The sequence below is a fragment of the Streptomyces sp. NPDC022910 genome (assembly GCF_055561075.1).
Map to the genome: position 1 here is coordinate 24,341 of NZ_JBVHHL010000027.1, position 16,836 is coordinate 41,176.

At 70.9% G+C, this 16,836-nt stretch carries 14 protein-coding genes; 1 reads left to right on the plus strand and 13 read right to left on the minus strand.

Going from position 1 to position 16,836, the window contains the following annotated elements; all coding sequences use genetic code 11:
• Positions 1-62 precede the first annotated feature (62 nt).
• The 7 genes from topA to bldG all read right to left on the minus strand — a co-directional run bounded on the left by topA (position 63) and on the right by bldG (position 9,977).
• Positions 63-2,903, minus strand: coding sequence for a type I DNA topoisomerase (gene topA / locus ACZ3TS_RS24390; protein ID WP_467621467.1), 2,841 nt, complete (start codon positions 2,901-2,903; stop codon positions 63-65).
• Between the two features lie 255 nt (positions 2,904-3,158).
• Entirely contained in the window at positions 3,159-3,356 is a 198-nt protein-coding gene (locus ACZ3TS_RS24395) for a hypothetical protein (RefSeq protein ID WP_467621470.1), read from the minus strand.
• Positions 3,357-3,977: 621 nt separating this feature from the next.
• A complete protein-coding gene (locus ACZ3TS_RS24400) occupies positions 3,978-5,510 on the minus strand; it encodes a DUF7059 domain-containing protein (protein ID WP_467621473.1) in 1,533 nt (510 codons plus the stop codon).
• Between the two features lie 38 nt (positions 5,511-5,548).
• Positions 5,549-6,148 (minus strand): small secreted protein, encoded by a 600-nt coding sequence (locus ACZ3TS_RS24405; RefSeq protein WP_467621475.1) that lies wholly within the window; start codon positions 6,146-6,148, stop codon positions 5,549-5,551.
• Between the two features lie 221 nt (positions 6,149-6,369).
• Positions 6,370-8,772, minus strand: coding sequence for a sodium-translocating pyrophosphatase (locus tag ACZ3TS_RS24410; RefSeq protein WP_467621478.1), 2,403 nt, complete (start codon positions 8,770-8,772; stop codon positions 6,370-6,372).
• Positions 8,773-9,091: 319 nt separating this feature from the next.
• Complete coding sequence (locus ACZ3TS_RS24415) at positions 9,092-9,532, minus strand: ATP-binding protein (RefSeq protein WP_467621481.1); 441 nt, start codon at positions 9,530-9,532, stop codon at positions 9,092-9,094.
• A gap of 103 nt (positions 9,533-9,635) precedes the next feature.
• Entirely contained in the window at positions 9,636-9,977 is a 342-nt protein-coding gene (gene bldG, locus ACZ3TS_RS24420; RefSeq protein WP_010986038.1) for an anti-sigma factor antagonist BldG, read from the minus strand.
• Between the two features lie 80 nt (positions 9,978-10,057).
• Between bldG and ACZ3TS_RS24425 the strand changes: the two genes are divergently transcribed.
• A complete protein-coding gene (locus ACZ3TS_RS24425; protein ID WP_467621484.1) occupies positions 10,058-12,646 on the plus strand; it encodes a DEAD/DEAH box helicase in 2,589 nt (862 codons plus the stop codon).
• Here the strand turns inward: ACZ3TS_RS24425 and ACZ3TS_RS24430 are convergent.
• From ACZ3TS_RS24430 to ACZ3TS_RS24455, 6 genes are all read right to left on the minus strand, one after another.
• Positions 12,558-12,974: an Rv3654c family TadE-like protein gene (locus ACZ3TS_RS24430; RefSeq protein WP_467621622.1), complete on the minus strand. Its 417-nt coding sequence runs from the start codon at positions 12,972-12,974 to the stop codon at positions 12,558-12,560. The two genes, ACZ3TS_RS24425 and ACZ3TS_RS24430, sit on opposite strands and share 89 nt — an antisense overlap.
• 119 nt (positions 12,975-13,093) lie before the next feature.
• Positions 13,094-13,486 (minus strand): TadE family type IV pilus minor pilin, encoded by a 393-nt coding sequence (locus tag ACZ3TS_RS24435; RefSeq protein ID WP_467621486.1) that lies wholly within the window; start codon positions 13,484-13,486, stop codon positions 13,094-13,096.
• Complete coding sequence (locus tag ACZ3TS_RS24440; protein ID WP_467621489.1) at positions 13,473-13,691, minus strand: DUF4244 domain-containing protein; 219 nt, start codon at positions 13,689-13,691, stop codon at positions 13,473-13,475. Before ACZ3TS_RS24440 ends, ACZ3TS_RS24435 begins: the two co-directional genes overlap by 14 nt.
• 84 nt (positions 13,692-13,775) lie before the next feature.
• Positions 13,776-14,690, minus strand: coding sequence for a type II secretion system F family protein (locus tag ACZ3TS_RS24445; RefSeq protein ID WP_467621492.1), 915 nt, complete (start codon positions 14,688-14,690; stop codon positions 13,776-13,778).
• Positions 14,687-15,547: a type II secretion system F family protein gene (locus tag ACZ3TS_RS24450; protein WP_467621495.1), complete on the minus strand. Its 861-nt coding sequence runs from the start codon at positions 15,545-15,547 to the stop codon at positions 14,687-14,689. The genes ACZ3TS_RS24445 and ACZ3TS_RS24450 overlap by 4 nt, the downstream gene beginning before the upstream one ends.
• Complete coding sequence (locus ACZ3TS_RS24455; RefSeq protein WP_467621498.1) at positions 15,544-16,833, minus strand: TadA family conjugal transfer-associated ATPase; 1,290 nt, start codon at positions 16,831-16,833, stop codon at positions 15,544-15,546. Before ACZ3TS_RS24455 ends, ACZ3TS_RS24450 begins: the two co-directional genes overlap by 4 nt.
• Positions 16,834-16,836: the final 3 nt, after the last annotated feature.

A 16,836-nucleotide genomic window follows, 5' to 3' on the forward strand; every position in this document is an offset into this window, starting at 1 on the left:
CGGACCAAATGTGAAGAACGCCGCCCGGCCCGCGCGGCCGGTCCTCCTGCCCTGCCCCGCGCTCAGCCCTCGGCAGCCTCGTTCGACGCCGCCGTCTTCGCGGCAGCGGTCTTCTTCGCCGTCGTCTTCTTGGCCGTCGTCTTCTTCGCGGTGGTCTTCTTCGCCGCGGTCTTCTTCGCCGCCGTCGACGCCGTCTTCTTGGCCGGCGCCTTCTTGGCGGGGGCCTTCTTCGCCGTCTTCTTTGCAGGCGCCTTGGCCCGCTTCTCCGCGAGGAGTTCGAAGCCCCGCTCCGGGGTGATCGACTCGACGCTGTCGCCGGAGCGCAGGGTGGCGTTCGTCTCGCCGTCGGTGACGTACGGTCCGAAACGGCCGTCCTTGACGACGACGGGCTTCCCGCTGACCGGGTCCTCGCCCAGCTCCTTCAGCGGCGGCTTGGCGGCCGCGCGGCCACGCTGCTTGGGCTGGGCGTAGATCGCCTGCGCCTCCTCCAGCGTGATCGTGAAGAGCTGGTCCTCGGACTGCAGCGAACGCGAGTCCGTGCCCTTCTTCAGGTACGGCCCGTAGCGCCCGTTCTGAGCGGTGATCTCCACACCGTCCGCGTCGGTGCCGACGACCCGCGGCAGGGACATCAGCTTCAGCGCGTCCTCGAGGGTCACCATGTCCAGGGACATCGACTTGAACAGCGAGGCCGTCCGCGGCTTGACGGCGTTCTTGCCCGTCTTCGGGGTGCCCTCGGGGAGGATCTCCGTGACGTACGGGCCGTAACGGCCGTCCTTCGCGACGATCGGGTGGTGCGGCGGCTCCGGGTCGGTGCCGAGCACGCGCTCCCCGCTGGGCTTGGCCAGCAGTTCCTCGGCCAGCTCGACGGTCAGCTCGTCCGGCGGCAGGTCGGCCGGGATGTCCGCGCGCTGGTGCTGCTCGGTGTCCTTCTCGCCGCGCTCGACGTACGGGCCGTAACGGCCGACCCGCAGCACGATGTCGTTGCCGACGGGGAACGACGACACCTCACGCGCGTCGATCGCACCCAGGTCGGTCACCAGTTCCTTGAGGCCGCCGAGGTGGTCGCCGTCGCCGTTCCCGGCGTCCGCGGCACCGCCCTCGCCGGTGCCCTCGCCGAAGTAGAACCGCTTCAGCCACGGCACGGCCTGCGCCTCGCCACGTGCGATGCGGTCGAGGTCGTCCTCCATCTTGGCGGTGAAGTCGTAGTCGACGAGTCGCCCGAAGTGCTTCTCCAGGAGATTGACCACGGCGAAGGACAGGAAGGACGGCACGAGAGCCGTGCCCTTCTTGAATACGTAGCCGCGGTCCAGGATCGTGCCGATGATCGACGCGTACGTCGACGGGCGGCCGATCTCGCGCTCTTCCAGCTCCTTGACCAGCGAGGCCTCGGTGTAGCGGGCCGGGGGCTTGGTCGAGTGACCGTCGGCGGTGATCTCCTCGGCGGTCAGCGCGTCACCCTCGCCGACCTGCGGCAGCCGGCGCTCGCGGTCGTCGAGCTCGGCGTTCGGGTCGTCGGCACCCTCGACGTATGCCTTCAGGAAGCCGTGGAAGGTGATCGTCTTGCCGGAGGCGCTGAACTCGGCGTCCCGTCCGTCGGCGGCCCTTCCGCCGATCCGGACCGTGACCGAGTTACCCGTCGCGTCCTTCATCTGGGAGGCGACGGTCCGCTTCCAGATCAGCTCGTAGAGCTTGAACTGGTCACCGGTCAGACCCGTCTCCGCCGGGGTGCGGAAACGATCGCCCGAGGGTCGGATCGCCTCGTGCGCCTCCTGCGCGTTCTTGACCTTGGCGGCGTACGTGCGCGGCTGCTGCGGCAGGTAGTCGGCGCCGTACAGCTGGGTGACCTGCGCGCGGGCAGCGGAGATCGCCGTGTCCGACAGGGTCGTGGAGTCCGTACGCATGTACGTGATGAAGCCGTTTTCGTACAGCTTCTGCGCGATCTGCATGGTGGCCTTGGCGCCGAAGCCGAGCTTGCGGCTGGCCTCCTGCTGCAGCGTCGTCGTACGGAACGGCGCGTACGGCGAGCGGCGGTACGGCTTGGACTCGACGGAACGGACCGAGAACCGCGTGTTCTCCAGGGCGGCGGCCAGCGCGCGGGCGTTCGCCTCGTCGAGGTGGAGCGTGTTCGCGCCCTTCAGACGGCCCAGGGAGTCGAAGTCACGGCCCTGCGCGACGCGCTTGCCGTCGACCGTCGCAAGCCGCGCCACCAGGGACGAGGGGTCGGACGAGTCGCCGACGCGGCCGGTGCCGAAGGTGCCGGTCAGGTCCCAGTACTCGGCGGAGCGGAACGCCATGCGCTCCCGTTCCCGCTCCACGACGAGACGGGTCGCCACGGACTGGACGCGGCCCGCCGACAGACGCGGCATGACCTTCTTCCACAGGACCGGCGAGACCTCGTAGCCGTAGAGACGGTCGAGGATGCGGCGGGTCTCCTGTGCGTCGACAAGCTTCTGGTTCAGCTCGCGCGGATTGCGCACGGCCTGCTGGATCGCATCCTTGGTGATCTCGTGGAACACCATGCGTTTGACCGGGACCTTGGGCTTCAGCACCTCCTGGAGGTGCCAGGCGATGGCCTCGCCCTCGCGGTCCTCATCGGTGGCGAGGAAGAGCTCGTCGGACTCGCGCAGCAGATCCTTGAGCTTCTTGACCTGCGCTCTCTTGTCGGCATTGACCACGTAGATCGGCTGGAAGTCGTGTTCGACGTCCACGCCGAGGCGGCGCACCTCACCCGTGTACTTCTCCGGCACCTCCGCGGCGCCGTTCGGAAGGTCGCGGATGTGCCCGACACTCGCCTCGACGGTGTAGCCGGGGCCGAGGTAGCCCTTGATCGTCTTCGCCTTGGCAGGCGACTCGACGATGACGAGTCGGCGGCCGCCCTGTGCGGTCTCGCTGGTCGGGGACAACTTCGCTCTTCTCTCCGGTCGACTGGGGCCTCCCCAGGCCTTCGTCCCGGGGTCGGGTCATGGTCACGCTGCGGAGTGTGACGGTACATCCCGCCCCCGTGTCAAACGGGAAAAGCCCGCAACGGCCACTCGAACGGTAACCCGACTACCGGCATTCCTGCCGCCCGGAGTGATGAGCAGCCCCTTCGGCCCTATCCGGAGGGTGATCTCCCAGTTACTGGAGTCCCAGCCACCGGGTAGCCGGGAACCGTGATGTCACAGCTGCGTGAAGCACCACGCACCGACGGCGAGCGCGGCCACGGCGGTGAGGCTCGCGACGGCGGCGGATGCGACGCGGTTCACACCCTCGGCGACGGATTCGCGACGGCGCAGCCGGGTCGCCGTCCAGGTCAGCAGCCCGACACCGAACAAGGCGAACACCGTCCCCGCGAAGATCGCCGGTCCGCTCTCCATGTCCCGATCCTTCCGCCCCTGGGCCGCTCAGCGACGGGAGGCTGACACGCCCGGGCAGCGGACGGGCGAACCTGGGGTGAACGAGCGGCGGACGGCCTTCCATGCCTCACCCAGGATCCCGTACGTCGGCCGACTCCGGAAGCGGCCGCGCGCCGCGCCCCGGGTCACCCGGCAGGTCCCACGGTGAGCCGTGCCGAGGGCAAGGAGACGACCGGGAAGTCGATCGTCCTCGGCACAGTGTGACCCCTTGCCGCCCTGTCCCTCGCAGCCGGTACGGCACCGGGCCGGTTCACCGGCGCGGACCGGAGGCGCGAACTCACCTTGCGCCTACCGTCGCGGCGACGTTGCCGACGTTGCCGACAGGGCCGTCTGCGTCGCGGCGACCTTCCCGACGAGGCCGTCGGCGTCGCGGGGTCACCCCGGCGTGTTCCGGCAGGGCGTGCCGCGGCTCCCGGGACTCCGGCTGAAGCGCGATCCCGCCCGACGCATCCGGCAACGGCCGGATACCGGCCGGATGTTGGCCGGTTTCACATCCCGATGGAGGCACCCCGGGGTGTGCACCGTCTCCCCGCGCGAACGGCCGCGCAGCGGGGCGAGCCATCGTCTCAGCGGCTGTGCGGCTTACCGCGCAGGCTCCAGGAACCCCTGTTCGACCAGCAGCCGGATCTGCGCGGGCGTCCGGTCGCGCAACAACACCGGGTCCTCGCCGACGAGTTGGGCGATGGCGTCGAGGATCCGTCCCGCGCTCAGCGTGCCGTCGCAGACACCGGCGAAGCCCGCGCCGACCGTGTCCACCTTGGTGGCCCGGCGCATTCCGCGGTTCTGGCGCAGCACGACGTGCTCGGGGTCCTCGGCGCCGGGCAGCCCGACCTGCTCCTGGACGACTTCCGCGGCGAGCCTGAAGTGCCCGGCGAGCAGGGCCGCGTCGTCGTGCGCCCGCAGGTAGTCGATGCGGTCGAAGTGCGCGCGCACTGTGTCGCCGAGCGGCTGTTCGACCGGATGCGGCCACTCCTCGACCGTGATCGAGGGCTCGGCGGCGTCCGTCCTGTGCAGCGCGATCCAGCCGAAGCCGACCGCCCGCACTTTGCGCGCCTCGAACTCGTCCAGCCACGCGTCGTACCGCGCCTGGTACTCGGCCATGTCACCGCGGTGGTCGCCCGCGTCCCGCAGCCACAACTCCGCGTACTGCGTCACGTCCTGGACCTCCCGCTGCACGATCCAGGCGTCGCAGCCGCGCGGCACCCACGCACGCAGCCGGTCCTGCCAGTCCTCCCCCTCCACGTGCTGCCAGTTCGCGAGGAACTGCGCGAACCCGCCCTCGTTCAGCCGTTCCCCCGCCTGCTGAACGAGCGTGCGGCACAGATCGTCCCCACCCATGCCGCCGTCACGGTAGGTGAGGCGGGCGCCGGGCGAGATCACGAAGGGCGGGTTCGAGACGATCAGGTCGTAGGTCTCGTCGTCCCGGATCGGTTCGAAGAGCGACCCGTGGCGCAGGTCCGCGGCCGGGGCACCGGACAGCGCCAGGGTGAGCGCGGCGATGTGGAGGGCGCGCGGGTTGACGTCGGTCGCGGTCACGCGCGTGGCGTGCCGGGCGGCGTGCAGCGCCTGAATCCCGGATCCGGTACCGAGGTCGAGGGCGGAACCGACGGGGGTCCGTACGGTGATTCCGGCGAGGGTGGTGGAGGCACCGCCGACCCCCAGGACCACTCCCGTAGCCGCCTCACGGCCCCGGCTGCCGATGCCCCCCGCCCCACCGACCGCGCATCCCAGGTCGGAGACGATGAACCAGTCCTCGCCGCCCGGCCCGCCGTACGGACGGACGTCCACGGTGGCTGCCACCTCGTCGCCACCGGTGCGGACCAGCCAGCCGGCGTCCAGGCACGCGCCGACGGGCAGGACATCCGCCACGCGCGCGTGCGGCACGGGCTGTTGCAGCAGGAACAGCCGTACGAGCGTCTCCAGTGGCGTGTCGCCGCGCGTCGCCCGGAGCGCGGGCACGGTCTCGCTCCGCGCGAGTGCCGCGTACGCGGGCGCACCGAGCAGGTCGAGCAGCCCGTCGGCGGTGAAGGAGGCTGCGAGGAGAGCGTCCCGCAGCCGCGCGGTGACGTCGGTGCGGTCGGTGGAGGGCAGGGTGGCCGGACTGGAGTTACTCACGCCCCCATTGTGTCGCGGGCAGGGATCCGACGCGCCGCTCAGCCGGCCGTCGCCGAAGCCGAGGCGGGCGTGGACTTGCAGCTCGCCTGCTGCGCCATCGCCTTGCCGACGTCGCCCGCCTCCAGCTCCTTCAGCGCGTCGTTCCCGCTCTTGCTCAGCTTGTCGAGCCGGGTCGCGATGCCCTTGAGGCCGTCGGCGAACTTCGCCTGGTCCTTCGTGTCGAGCCCGTCCACCTGCTTCTTCAGATCGGCGTAGGCGGTGGAGATGTCGTTGAGCTCCTTGACCGCGTTCTTCTGCTTCGTCGCGCCGTTGTCGACGTTCGGCGCGCCGGCCTTGTCGACGGCCGCCCCGATCGCCTTGTAGGCGTCGGACATGTCCTGGAAGGACGTGGAGTCGGTCTTCTGGACCTGCTCCGGCGTGCTGTTGTCCGAGGTCTCCTTCTGGATCGCGGTGCTGGCAGCCGCGATCTTCTTGGCCTGCGGCTGCACCGCGTCACAGACCTGCTTGGCCCAGGAGACCAGCTTGTCGTCGCTTGCGCCGCTGTCGCCGCTGGTGCACCCCGACAGCGCCAGTACCAGTACCGCACCGCCGGACAGTGCGGCCGCGAGCTTCTTGTTCACCGGATTGGTCCCTTCCATGGCTCTCTCGGCCCCGGAACATACACGCCAACCGGGCCACAGCCGCATGCCGAATACTACTTATGTCAGCCAGTGCAGCCATTTGCCCCAAGCGAGAGAAGGCTCACGAAGAGGGACATGAACACGCACAGGGCGGGCGCACGGGCCTCTCCAAGAGGGCCGTACGCCCGCCCATTGACCCGTGCCTGACCAGGTGGAAGAGCGAGTGCTGCGGAATCCGGCTAGGAAACCACCGCCGGATCCGCCGACTTGGACACCCGCTCGGCGTTGTCTTCATCACCCACGGCGATCCCGCGCCGCTTGGAGATGTAGACCGCGATCACGATCACGAGGATCGCGAGTGCGGCGATCAGGATCCGCACGGCGAGACTCTTGTCACTGCCGTACGAGAACTTGACGACCGCGGGCGCGATGAGCAGCGACACGAGGTTCATCACCTTCAGCAGTGGGTTGATCGCCGGTCCCGCGGTGTCCTTGAACGGGTCGCCGACCGTGTCACCGATCACCGTCGCGGCGTGCGCATCACTGCCCTTGCCGCCATGGTGGCCGTCCTCCACCAGCTTCTTGGCGTTGTCCCACGCACCGCCGGAGTTGGCGAGGAAGACCGCCATCAGCGTGCCGGTGCCGATCGCGCCCGCCAGGTACGCGCCGAGCGCGCCGACACCGAACGTGAACCCGAGCGCGATGGGCGCCATCACGGCGAGCAGACCGGGTGTGGCCAGCTCCCTGAGGGCGTCCTTGGTGCAGATGTCGACGACCTTGCCGTACTCCGGCTTCTCCGTGTAGTTCATGATCCCGGGCTTCTCCCGGAACTGCCGCCGCACCTCGAAGACCACCGCACCCGCGGACCGTGACACCGCGTTGATCGCCAGCCCCGAGAAGAGGAAGACGACCGCCGCGCCCAAGATGAGGCCGACCAGGTTGTTGGGTTGCGAGATGTCCATCACCAGGTTCATCGGTCCGCCGTCGCCCACCTTCTCGCCCACGTCCTGCGCGGCCGTGGTGATCGCGTCGCGGTACGACCCGAAGAGCGCCGAGGCCGCGAGGACAGCTGTGGCGATGGCGATGCCCTTGGTGATCGCCTTGGTGGTGTTGCCCACGGCGTCCAGGTCGGTGAGCACCTGGGCGCCCGAGCCCGTGACGTCGCCGGACATCTCGGCGATGCCCTGCGCGTTGTCGGAGACCGGACCGAAGGTGTCCATGGCGACGATCACGCCGACCGTGGTCAGCAGACCAGTGCCGGCCAGCGCCACCGCGAACAGCGCGAGCATGATCGACGTGCCACCGAGCAGGAACGCCCCGTACACGCCGAGCCCGATCAGCAGCGCGGTGTAGACGGCTGATTCGAGACCCACGGAGATACCGGCGAGCACCACGGTGGCCGGGCCGGTCAGCGAGGTCTTGCCGATGTCCCGCACCGGACGGCGCGTGGTCTCGGTGAAGTAGCCGGTCAGCTGCTGGATCAGGGCCGCGAGCACGATGCCGATGGCCACCGCGACGAGCGCGAGGACCCGCGGATCGCCGTCCTTGGCCCGGATCGTCGCGTCGGAGACGCCTTTGAGGGCGGCGTACGACGACGGCAGATAGCTGTAGACGGCCGCGGCGACGAGTGCCAGCGAGATCACCGCGGAGATGAAGAAGCCCCGGTTGATCGCGGACATGCCACTGCGGTCGGCCCGGCGTGGAGCCACCGCGAAGATGCCGATCATCGCGGTCACGACTCCGATCGCGGGCACGATCAGAGGGAACGCCAGCCCCGAGTCGCCGAACGCCGCCTTGCCGAGGATCAGCGCGGCGACGAGCGTCACGGCGTACGACTCGAAGAGGTCGGCCGCCATGCCCGCACAGTCGCCGACGTTGTCGCCCACATTGTCGGCGATGGTCGCGGCATTGCGCGGGTCGTCCTCCGGAATGCCCTGCTCGACCTTGCCGACCAGGTCGGCGCCGACGTCGGCGGCCTTGGTGAAGATGCCGCCGCCGACACGCATGAACATGGCGATCAGCGCCGCGCCCAGACCGAAGCCCTCCAGGACCTTCGGCGCGTTCGCCGCGTACACCAGCACCACACAGGAGGCGCCCAGCAGACCGAGCCCCACCGTGAACATGCCGACTACGCCACCCGTACGGAAAGCGATCTTCATCGCCTTGTGCGAGACAGCGGTGAGATCCTTTTCCGGCTCGCCCTCCGCCGGAGTCGCCTCGCGCGCCGCCGCGGCAACCCGCACATTGCTCCGTACCGCGAGCCACATGCCGATATAGCCGGTGGCCGCCGAGAACGCCGCACCGATCAGGAAGAACACTGACCGTCCGGCGCGCTGATTCCAATCGTCCGCGGGCAGCAGCATGAGCAGGAAGAACACCACCACGGCGAAAACGCCGAGCGTGCGCAGCTGCCGGGCCAGGTAGGCGTTCGCGCCTTCCTGGACCGCCGCGGCGATCTTCTTCATGTTGTCGGTGCCCTCGCCCGCCGCGAGCACCTGGCGTACCAAAATCCCGGCGACCACGAGGGCCGCGAGGGCGACGGCTCCGATGACCACGACGATCATGCGGTTGCTGTCGGTCAGTACTGCGGCTGCGAGGGATGTGGGGTGATCAAACTGTTGAGGGGTAAAAAGCCCCGCCATTCGTCCTCCTTGACGCTTGGGCTGAGCTCAAGATGTGGACGGATTGTAGGTAGTCGAACCTCGATCAAAACAGTGCGCGGTAAGCGGAATTAGCCTTCACATGCTCTTCAACAAAAGATCGCACACGAGTCACGGAACCCGAAAGAGGTAACGCCCCAAAACCATTGACTCGATTGACCCTTGATCAAATTATCGCGCGATTGATCGTGAAGCAATTCACGAATTGCCCGTGCGCCTGTACAAAAAGAAGGGCCCTGCACAGGCAGGGCCCTTCGAAACCGTACGAGAGGTACGAGGAGAGGGAGGCGTACGAGGAAGGTCAGGCCGGGAGCGTGGCGGGCGGCATGGTCGGCCAGCTCATCCTGATCTGTCCGCCGTTCTCCCCGGCGGTGACCTCGACGTCGTCGACGAGACCGCTGATGACCGCGAGGCCCATCTCGTCCTCCTCGGCCTCCGCGTCCGCCTCGTCCGCGCTCGTGGCACCCGGCGTCCTCTCGCCGGGCACCGCGTGTGGCGCCTCGTCGCCGACCTCGATGGAGAACTGCTTCTCCTCCTCGGTCAGCAGCACCCGCACCGGCGCCGAGATGCCGTTGCTCTGGTGCAGTCCGACGGCACGGGTGCAGGCCTCGCCGACGGCGAGCCTGACCTCGTCGAGTACGGCCTCCTCCACTCCAGCCCGGCGCGCCACCGCCGCCGCCACCAGTCGGGCGGTCCTGACGTGTTCGGGCAGCGCGCTGAAGAGGAGTTCAACGGTGGCCATGCATCCCCCTCGGAACTTCGGGCGTGCGGTCAGGGGGCCGGGCCGCAATGACCCGGTCCTCCGTCTTACTTCTGCCGTCCGGGCACTACGGCCCGGAACGGGGTCAGTCGGTGGCCGCCACCGCTTCCTCGACCGAGGTGTGAATCGGGAACACCTTGGTGAGACCGGTGATGCGGAAGATCTTGAGAATGCGCTCCTGGTTGCACACCAGGCGCAGGGAGCCCTCATGGGCCCGAACGCGCTTCAAGCCGCCCACCAACACGCCGAGCCCGGTGGAGTCGAGGAAGTCGACGCCCTCCATGTCGACGACGAGGTGGAAATTCCCGTCGTTCACCAGCTCGACCAGCTGCTCGCGCAGCTTGGGCGCGGTATATACGTCGATTTCGCCACCGACCTCGACGACCGTACGATCGCCGACGGTACGGGTCGACAGGGACAGGTCCACGGATCCTCCAGCACCTTGCTATCGAGCGGTCGCCCCTCGGGACACCTCGGCAGAGCCCCCGGGACGGTTCGCCAGCCGCGATGGCATTCAATCACTTACCGGCAGGCGTGTACGACGCCTTGGGCCCATTGTCCGTCACGCCAGTGACACACTCGATGCCGATGGCCAAGAATCACCGATCCGATCGACCCTCGGCAGGCCCCGTGTCCCGCCTCTCGCCGGGCACGGTCCTGGACCGGCTCGCCTCCGGGCCGAGCCGGGCTGCGCGCATCACTCATACGGAGCACTTGCCCCCGCGAGCGGGCCGCCATGCCGTCTGGCCGGACCGGATCCGCGCCGAGGTCATCGCCGCCGTGCAGGCCGCGGGCATCGAACACCCCTGGGCCCACCAGGCGACCGCCGCCGAGCACGCCCTGGACGGCGACTCGGTGGTCGTCGCCACGGGCACGGCGTCCGGGAAGTCGCTCGCCTACCTCGTGCCCGTACTTTCCCGTCTGCTGGACGGCGCAGAGGCCCCGAACGGGCGTGGGGCGACCGCCCTCTACCTCGCCCCTACGAAGGCCCTCGCGGCGGATCAGTGCCGATCCGTGAAGGAACTTTCACAACCCTTGGGCACGGCGATCCGCCCCGCGGTGTACGACGGCGACACTCCACCCGAGGAACGCGAATGGGTGCGCCAGTACGCCAACTACGTCCTCACCAACCCCGACATGCTGCACCGCGGCATATTGCCCTCACATCCGCGCTGGTCCTCCTTCCTCCGTGCCCTGAAGTACGTCGTCATCGACGAGTGCCACACCTACCGCGGCGTCTTCGGGTCCCACGTGGCCCAAGTCCTGCGCCGTCTGCGCCGCCTCTGCGCCCGCTACGGCGCCTCGCCCGTCTTCCTTCTGGCCTCCGCGACCGCCGCCGAGCCCTCGGTCGCCGCACGCCGCCTCACAGGCCTCCCGGTCGTCGAGGTCGCCGACGACGCCTCCCCCCGTGGCGAACTGGTCTTCGCCCTCTGGGAACCCCCGCTCACCGAGCTCCACGGCGAGAAAGGCGCACCCGTCCGGCGTACGGCCACCGCCGAGACCGCCGATCTGCTGACCGACCTGGCCGTGCAGGGCGTCCGCTCGGTCGCCTTCGTCCGCTCCCGCCGCGGCGCCGAGCTGATCTCGGTGATCGCCCAGGAGCGCCTGGCGGAGGTCGACCGCTCCCTGGCCCGGCGTGTGGCCGCCTACCGCGGTGGCTACCTTCCCGAGGAGCGCCGCGCCCTGGAGCGCGCCCTCCACTCCGGAGAACTGCTCGGCCTCTCCGCCACCACCGCGCTCGAGCTCGGCGTCGACGTCTCTGGTCTGGACGCCGTCCTCATCGCCGGGTACCCGGGGACCAGGGCATCGCTGTGGCAGCAGGCGGGCCGCGCCGGCCGCGCCGGACAGGGTGCCCTCGCGGTGTTGGTCGCCCGGGACGACCCGCTGGACACGTTCCTCGTCCACCATCCCGAGGCCCTCTTCGACCAACCGGTGGAGTCCACCGTCCTCGACCCGGACAACCCGTACGTCCTGGCCCCGCACCTGTGCGCGGCGGCGGCCGAACTGCCGCTGACAGAGGAGGACCTGGAGCTGTTCGGTCCCGCCAGTGAGGAGCTGCTGCCGCAGCTGGAGGCCGCGAAGCTGCTGCGCCGCCGGACGAAGGCCTGGCACTGGACCCGCCGCGAGCGGGCCGCCGACCTCACGGACATCCGTGGGGAGGGAGGGCGCCCCGTCCAGATCGTCGAGGTCGGCACCGGACGACTGCTCGGCACGGTCGACGCGGGCTCCGCGCACACGACGGTGCACGAGGGCGCCGTCCATCTGCACCAAGGCCGTACGTATCTCGTGCGGTCGCTCGACCTGGAGGACTCCGTCGCCCTCGTCGAGGAAGCCAACCCGCCGTATTCGACGGTCGCCCGCGACACGACCTCCATCTCCGTCCTGGAGACGGACATCGAGGTGCCCTGGGGCGAGGGCCGGCTGTGCTACGGCTCCGTCGAGGTCACCAACCAGGTCGTCTCCTTTCTGCGTCGGCGTGTCATCACCGGTGAAGTGCTGGGCGAGACGAAGCTCGACCTCCCTCCCCGTACGCTGCGCACCCGTGCCGTGTGGTGGACGGTCACCGAGGACCAGCTGGACCAGGCCCGGATCAACCCCGAAATCCTCGGCGGCGCCCTGCACGCCGCCGAACACGCCTCGATCGGCATGCTCCCGCTCTTCGCAACCTGCGACCGCTGGGACATCGGAGGCGTATCCATCCCGCTCCACCCCGACACCCTGCTCCCCACGGTCTTCGTGTACGACGGCCACCCGGGCGGCGCGGGCTTCGCGGAGCGCGCCTTCCACACGGCCCGTGCCTGGCTGAGCGCCACCCGCCAGGCCATCGCGTCCTGCGAGTGCGAGGCGGGTTGCCCGTCCTGCATCCAGTCCCCCAAGTGCGGCAACGGCAACGATCCGCTGCACAAGAGGGGGGCCGTGCGGCTCCTCACGGTGCTGTTGCGCGGGGCGCCGGAGTCGACGGCAAGCAGGACCGAAGATCTGAAGCGGGGTGAAGGTGACGCGGTGGCTACGGACGAGAAGGAGAACCCGGCGGGGGCTCCACAGGTCCCGACGGCGCCGGCACCGTCGGGTCCCCCGGGCCCGCCCTCGCCCTGACCTCAGCGGTGAACGGTCCCGAGACCGACGCCGCCGTGACATCGGAGACCTCGCCCACGACGGCGCAGCGCACGAGCCGGCTGCCCTGGGCCACCGCGACGCGCACCGCCCTGTCACATGCCTCCTCCTTTCCCTCCATCCAGTGGTCGGCGGCCGCGAGCGCCGCCATGTCGGCCGCACCGGCCGCATGGTGCCGGACCAGCACGGCCTCTCCCTGGGCCAGCAGCACCCCGAACACGGCGCAGAGGGCGCCCATCACCCAGACGACCCAGACCGTCGCCGAGCCTCGGTCACCCGCCAGCTGACGACGCGACACCGATCTCTCCATCAGCTGACGGAACCTCACCGCCCCACCTCCTGCCCAGCCCGTACACCCTTTTCGCCCGTACGCCTCCTTCGGCCCACACCCCTTCATCGGTCCGGCCCGGTCCGCCGGTTCACGTCTGCTCACCGATTCACCCCCACGGTGTCCTCGGCCAACGCCACGGCCTCGTGGCGCAGTTCAAGTGGCAGCGCATCGGGACCCGGCGGATACGCGACGACCAGCACATGCACCAAGTCGCCCTGTCGGCTCACCCTGACTCTCGCGCCGTCCGGGGCCGCCTGCCGGGCCACCTCCTGCACCACACCCGGTGGCTCCTGCCGGGCCGCGGCCCGAGCCCCGGCCCGGGCCGCGTCCACGCACTGGATCTGCGCGGACGCGGCCAGCAGGGCCCAGACAAGGGCCATCGCGAAGAGCACCAAGGCGGGCAGGACGACCGCGGTCTCCGCCGTCACGAACCCGCGGTCCCGGCCGGGTCCGGTTCCCTGGCGCCACCCGGCCCCGTCACATCCGGACATGGAGCGCCTGTTTCACGATGTCCTGCAGTTCGGCACTGACCTGCCCGCTCGTCAGCACCTTGTAGAGAACCGCCGCGAAGGCCACCGCGGCGATGATTCCCACCGCGTACTCGGACGTGACCATGCCCGCGTCCCCCCGTACCGCCGCCCGTACCCGGCGTACCAGCGCATGCACCCGGGCTCGTACTCGTACCACCTTGCTCATGCCAACCCCCGTGAGGTTCTCGTCCTGTTGATCTGTTCGATCTGTTCGGTGCATTCCGGTCTGTTCACCGCGTGCCGCGCGCCGTCATCCGCCACCCCCTCCCAGCAGCCCTCCCGCGAGCCCGATCACGACGGGCAGCACCCCGACCGCGATGAACGCGGGCAGAAAGCACAGCCCCACCGGTGCGGTGACCATGACCCCCGCGCGGCGTGCCCGTGCCGTCGCCGCCCGGCCCCACTCGGCGCGGGCCTCCGTCGCCAGGTGCCCGACCGGTGCAGCCGCCGGTGCGCCGGAACAGCCCGCCCGCTCCAGGAGCCGCGCCAGTGCTCCGGCACCGGGGAGAGAGGCGAGCCGCCGCCATGCGTCGGACGGTTCCGCCCCGAGCCGCACCTCGGCCGCGCCCCGTGCCAGCCGCTCCCCGACCGGCCCCTCCAGTGCCTCGCCCACCGCCTGTGCGGCGGAGACGGGACTTGCGCCCGCCGCGATGCACGCCGCCAGCAGGTCGGCCGCCAGCGGAAGCTGACGAACCGCTACATCGGGGTCGTACTCCTCGGCGAGGCGGTCGCGCTCCTGCCGGGCTCTCCATCGGGCCACGCCGAGCCCGATGATCAGCCCGACTCCCATCCCACCGAGCCCCCCGATCATCACCCAACCGGCACACAGCGCCCCCGCGACCGACAGCCACCGCCGCCCGGCGTCCCGCGCCCCGGCACGCCGCCACACGGCACCCGGCACTCCGTTCAGGCGCTCCTCCGGTGCGACACCCCGCGCGCCGCGCAGCCGCCCGTCCGGCTCGGCGGCCGCAGCGAATTGCTGCCCAGGCCGTATCTCGAACGCCCGAGCCCTCCGCTCCTCGGGCACACCGTTCCGGCCCAGCACAGCGCCCATCCGCCGCCGCACCCTGCGCTCGCGCCGCGCGGCGGCGAGCGCCCACGCCGGCCACCACAGCCCCAGCGCCCCGCACAACATCCCCAGCCTGTGGACAACGTCGGCGCTCATGCCGCCTCCGCTCCTCGCACGATCCGCATGGCCCACCACAGGCCCGCCCCCTCCAGCACACCGCCGACCACGAGGCAGGCCAGTCCCGCGCCGGTGTGCAGCAGAACGTGCAGCGGGTGGGCGCCGAGCGCGGTGCCCAGCAGCAGGCCGAGGACCGGCAGCCCCGCGAGCAGCACCGCCGTCGAACGGGCGCCCGCCAACTGGGCGCGCAGGTCTGCCCGCTGGTCGCGCTCGGCCCGCAGGGCCGCCTCCAGCCGATCGAGCCCAGCCGCCAGGCCCGCGCCCCGGTCCACGGCCACCCGCCAGCACGCGGCGAGTCCCGACAAGCCGTCGGCTCCGGGCTGCCGTGCCGCGTCCGCCAGCGCACCCGGCACGTCCCCGCCGAACCGTGCCGCCGCGACCACCGCCGCGTGGACCTCGCCGAGCCCGCCCGAGTCTCGCGCCGCACGGAGCAGCGCCTCGCCCGGCTGGCGGCCAGCACGCACCTCCCCGGCGAGCGCCCCGCACAGCGCGATCACCGCCTCACCACGCACTTCCCGCGCCCGCCGTGCCTCCCGTGCCTGCCGCATCCGGCGCAGCGCGGGCACGCCGATGGCGCCGGCCACCAAGGGCAGGACGGATGCGCCGAGCACCGCGATCAACGCGCCCACGGCGACCGACCACCACTCGGCCGGCAACCGCCGCACCCGTACGAGCGCCCGTTCCCACGAGGGCGGCCCTCCTCCCGCCGCCGTGCCGCCGCCCGCGAACAGCAACCGGACGCGGCGTGCCCCCGTGTTCGAGCCGCTCATCATCCAGGCCGCCGCGCCGGCACACGCCAGTCCCACACCGACCGACGCCTGGCCGATCCCCGTCACAGCACCTCACCCCCATCGCTTGTGTCGCTTCCGTCGCAGTCACCGCTTCCGTGCACCAGCAGCTCCCGCAGCCGCTCCCAGCCCCGCTCCCGCGTGAACGCCTCCGGGCCCCATCGCAGCGCGGGCACCGTCACCACGAGCCCGGACGCGTCCCGCTCCAGCACGTGCACCTCCGCGATCCGGCGCCGCCCGGTCCGGTCGCGCACGAGGTGCAAGACCACCGAGAGCGCGGCCGCCAGCTGGCTGTGCAGCGCTGCCCGGTCCAGGCCCGCCGCGGTGCCCAGCGCCTCCAGCCGGGCGGGCACCTGGCCCGCCGCATTGGCGTGGAGGGTGCCGCACCCGCCCTCGTGGCCAGTGTTGAGCGCGGCCAGCAGGGACACGACCTCTGGGCCGCGCACCTCGCCGACGACGAGCCGGTCGGGCCTCATCCGCAGTGCCTGCCGCACCAGGTCCTGGAGCTCGACAAGCCCCACGCCTTCCTGGTTGGCGGGCCGTCCCTCCAGGCGCACCACATGGGGATGATCGGGCCGCAGCTCCGCCGAGTCCTCGGCCAGCACGATCCGCTCCGACGGCCCCACCACGCCCAGCAGCGCGCTCAGCAGCGTGGTCTTTCCCGAGCCGGTCCCGCCGCTGATCACATAGGAGAGCCGGGAGGCGATCAGCGCCCGCAGCACCCGGTCCCCACCCGGGGGCACCGTCCCCGCCGCCACCAGCTCGTCGAGCGTGAACGCCCGCGGCCGCACGACCCGAAGAGACAGACACGTGGAGCCGACCGCGACCGGCGGCAGCACCGCGTGCAGCCGGGTGCCGTCCGGCAGGCGGGCGTCGGCCCACGGTCTGGCGTCGTCGAGCCGCCGCCCGGCCACGGCCGCCAGTCGCTGCGCGAGGCGTCGTACGGCCGCCGCATCCGGAAAGGACACGGCCGTCAGCTCCAGTCCTCCACCCCGGTCCACCCACACCCGGTCGGGCGCCGACACCAGGACATCGGTCACCGACGGATCGACGAGCAAGGGCTCCAAGGGGCCACTGCCGACCAGTTCGGAGCGCAATTGCCGCGCCGCGCCCAGCACTTCCGCATCCCCGAGCACCCGCCCCTGCTCCCTCAGCGCCTGTGCCACGCGCGCGGGAGTCGGCTCGGCCCCGCTCTCGGCCAGCCACTGGCGCACTCCGTCCAGCAGCCCCGTACGTTCGCCGAGCCCGGCCGTGCGATCGGGCGCTCCGCTCGCCCCCGAACCAAGTGCCGCGCCGTGGTCCGTCCTTGCCGCCGGACCCCAGACCGTGTTCATGGG

Excerpts from the sequence above, each read along its gene's own strand:
- ACZ3TS_RS24435 (WP_467621486.1), bottom strand. The coding sequence starts at position 13,486 with ATGTCCGGATGTGACGGGGCCGGGTGGCGCCAGGGAACCGGACCCGGC.
- ACZ3TS_RS24440 (WP_467621489.1), bottom strand. The coding sequence starts at position 13,691 with ATGAGCAAGGTGGTACGAGTACGAGCCCGGGTGCATGCGCTGGTACGC.
- ACZ3TS_RS24425 (WP_467621484.1), top strand. The coding sequence starts at position 10,058 with ATGGCATTCAATCACTTACCGGCAGGCGTGTACGACGCCTTGGGCCCA.
- ACZ3TS_RS24445 (WP_467621492.1), bottom strand. The coding sequence starts at position 14,690 with ATGAGCGCCGACGTTGTCCACAGGCTGGGGATGTTGTGCGGGGCGCTG.
- ACZ3TS_RS24415 (WP_467621481.1), bottom strand. The coding sequence starts at position 9,532 with ATGGCCACCGTTGAACTCCTCTTCAGCGCGCTGCCCGAACACGTCAGG.
- ACZ3TS_RS24455 (WP_467621498.1), bottom strand. The coding sequence starts at position 16,833 with ATGAACACGGTCTGGGGTCCGGCGGCAAGGACGGACCACGGCGCGGCA.
- ACZ3TS_RS24410 (WP_467621478.1), bottom strand. The coding sequence starts at position 8,772 with ATGGCGGGGCTTTTTACCCCTCAACAGTTTGATCACCCCACATCCCTC.
- ACZ3TS_RS24395 (WP_467621470.1), bottom strand. The coding sequence starts at position 3,356 with ATGGAGAGCGGACCGGCGATCTTCGCGGGGACGGTGTTCGCCTTGTTC.
- ACZ3TS_RS24405 (WP_467621475.1), bottom strand. The coding sequence starts at position 6,148 with ATGGAAGGGACCAATCCGGTGAACAAGAAGCTCGCGGCCGCACTGTCC.
- ACZ3TS_RS24430 (WP_467621622.1), bottom strand. The coding sequence starts at position 12,974 with ATGGAGAGATCGGTGTCGCGTCGTCAGCTGGCGGGTGACCGAGGCTCG.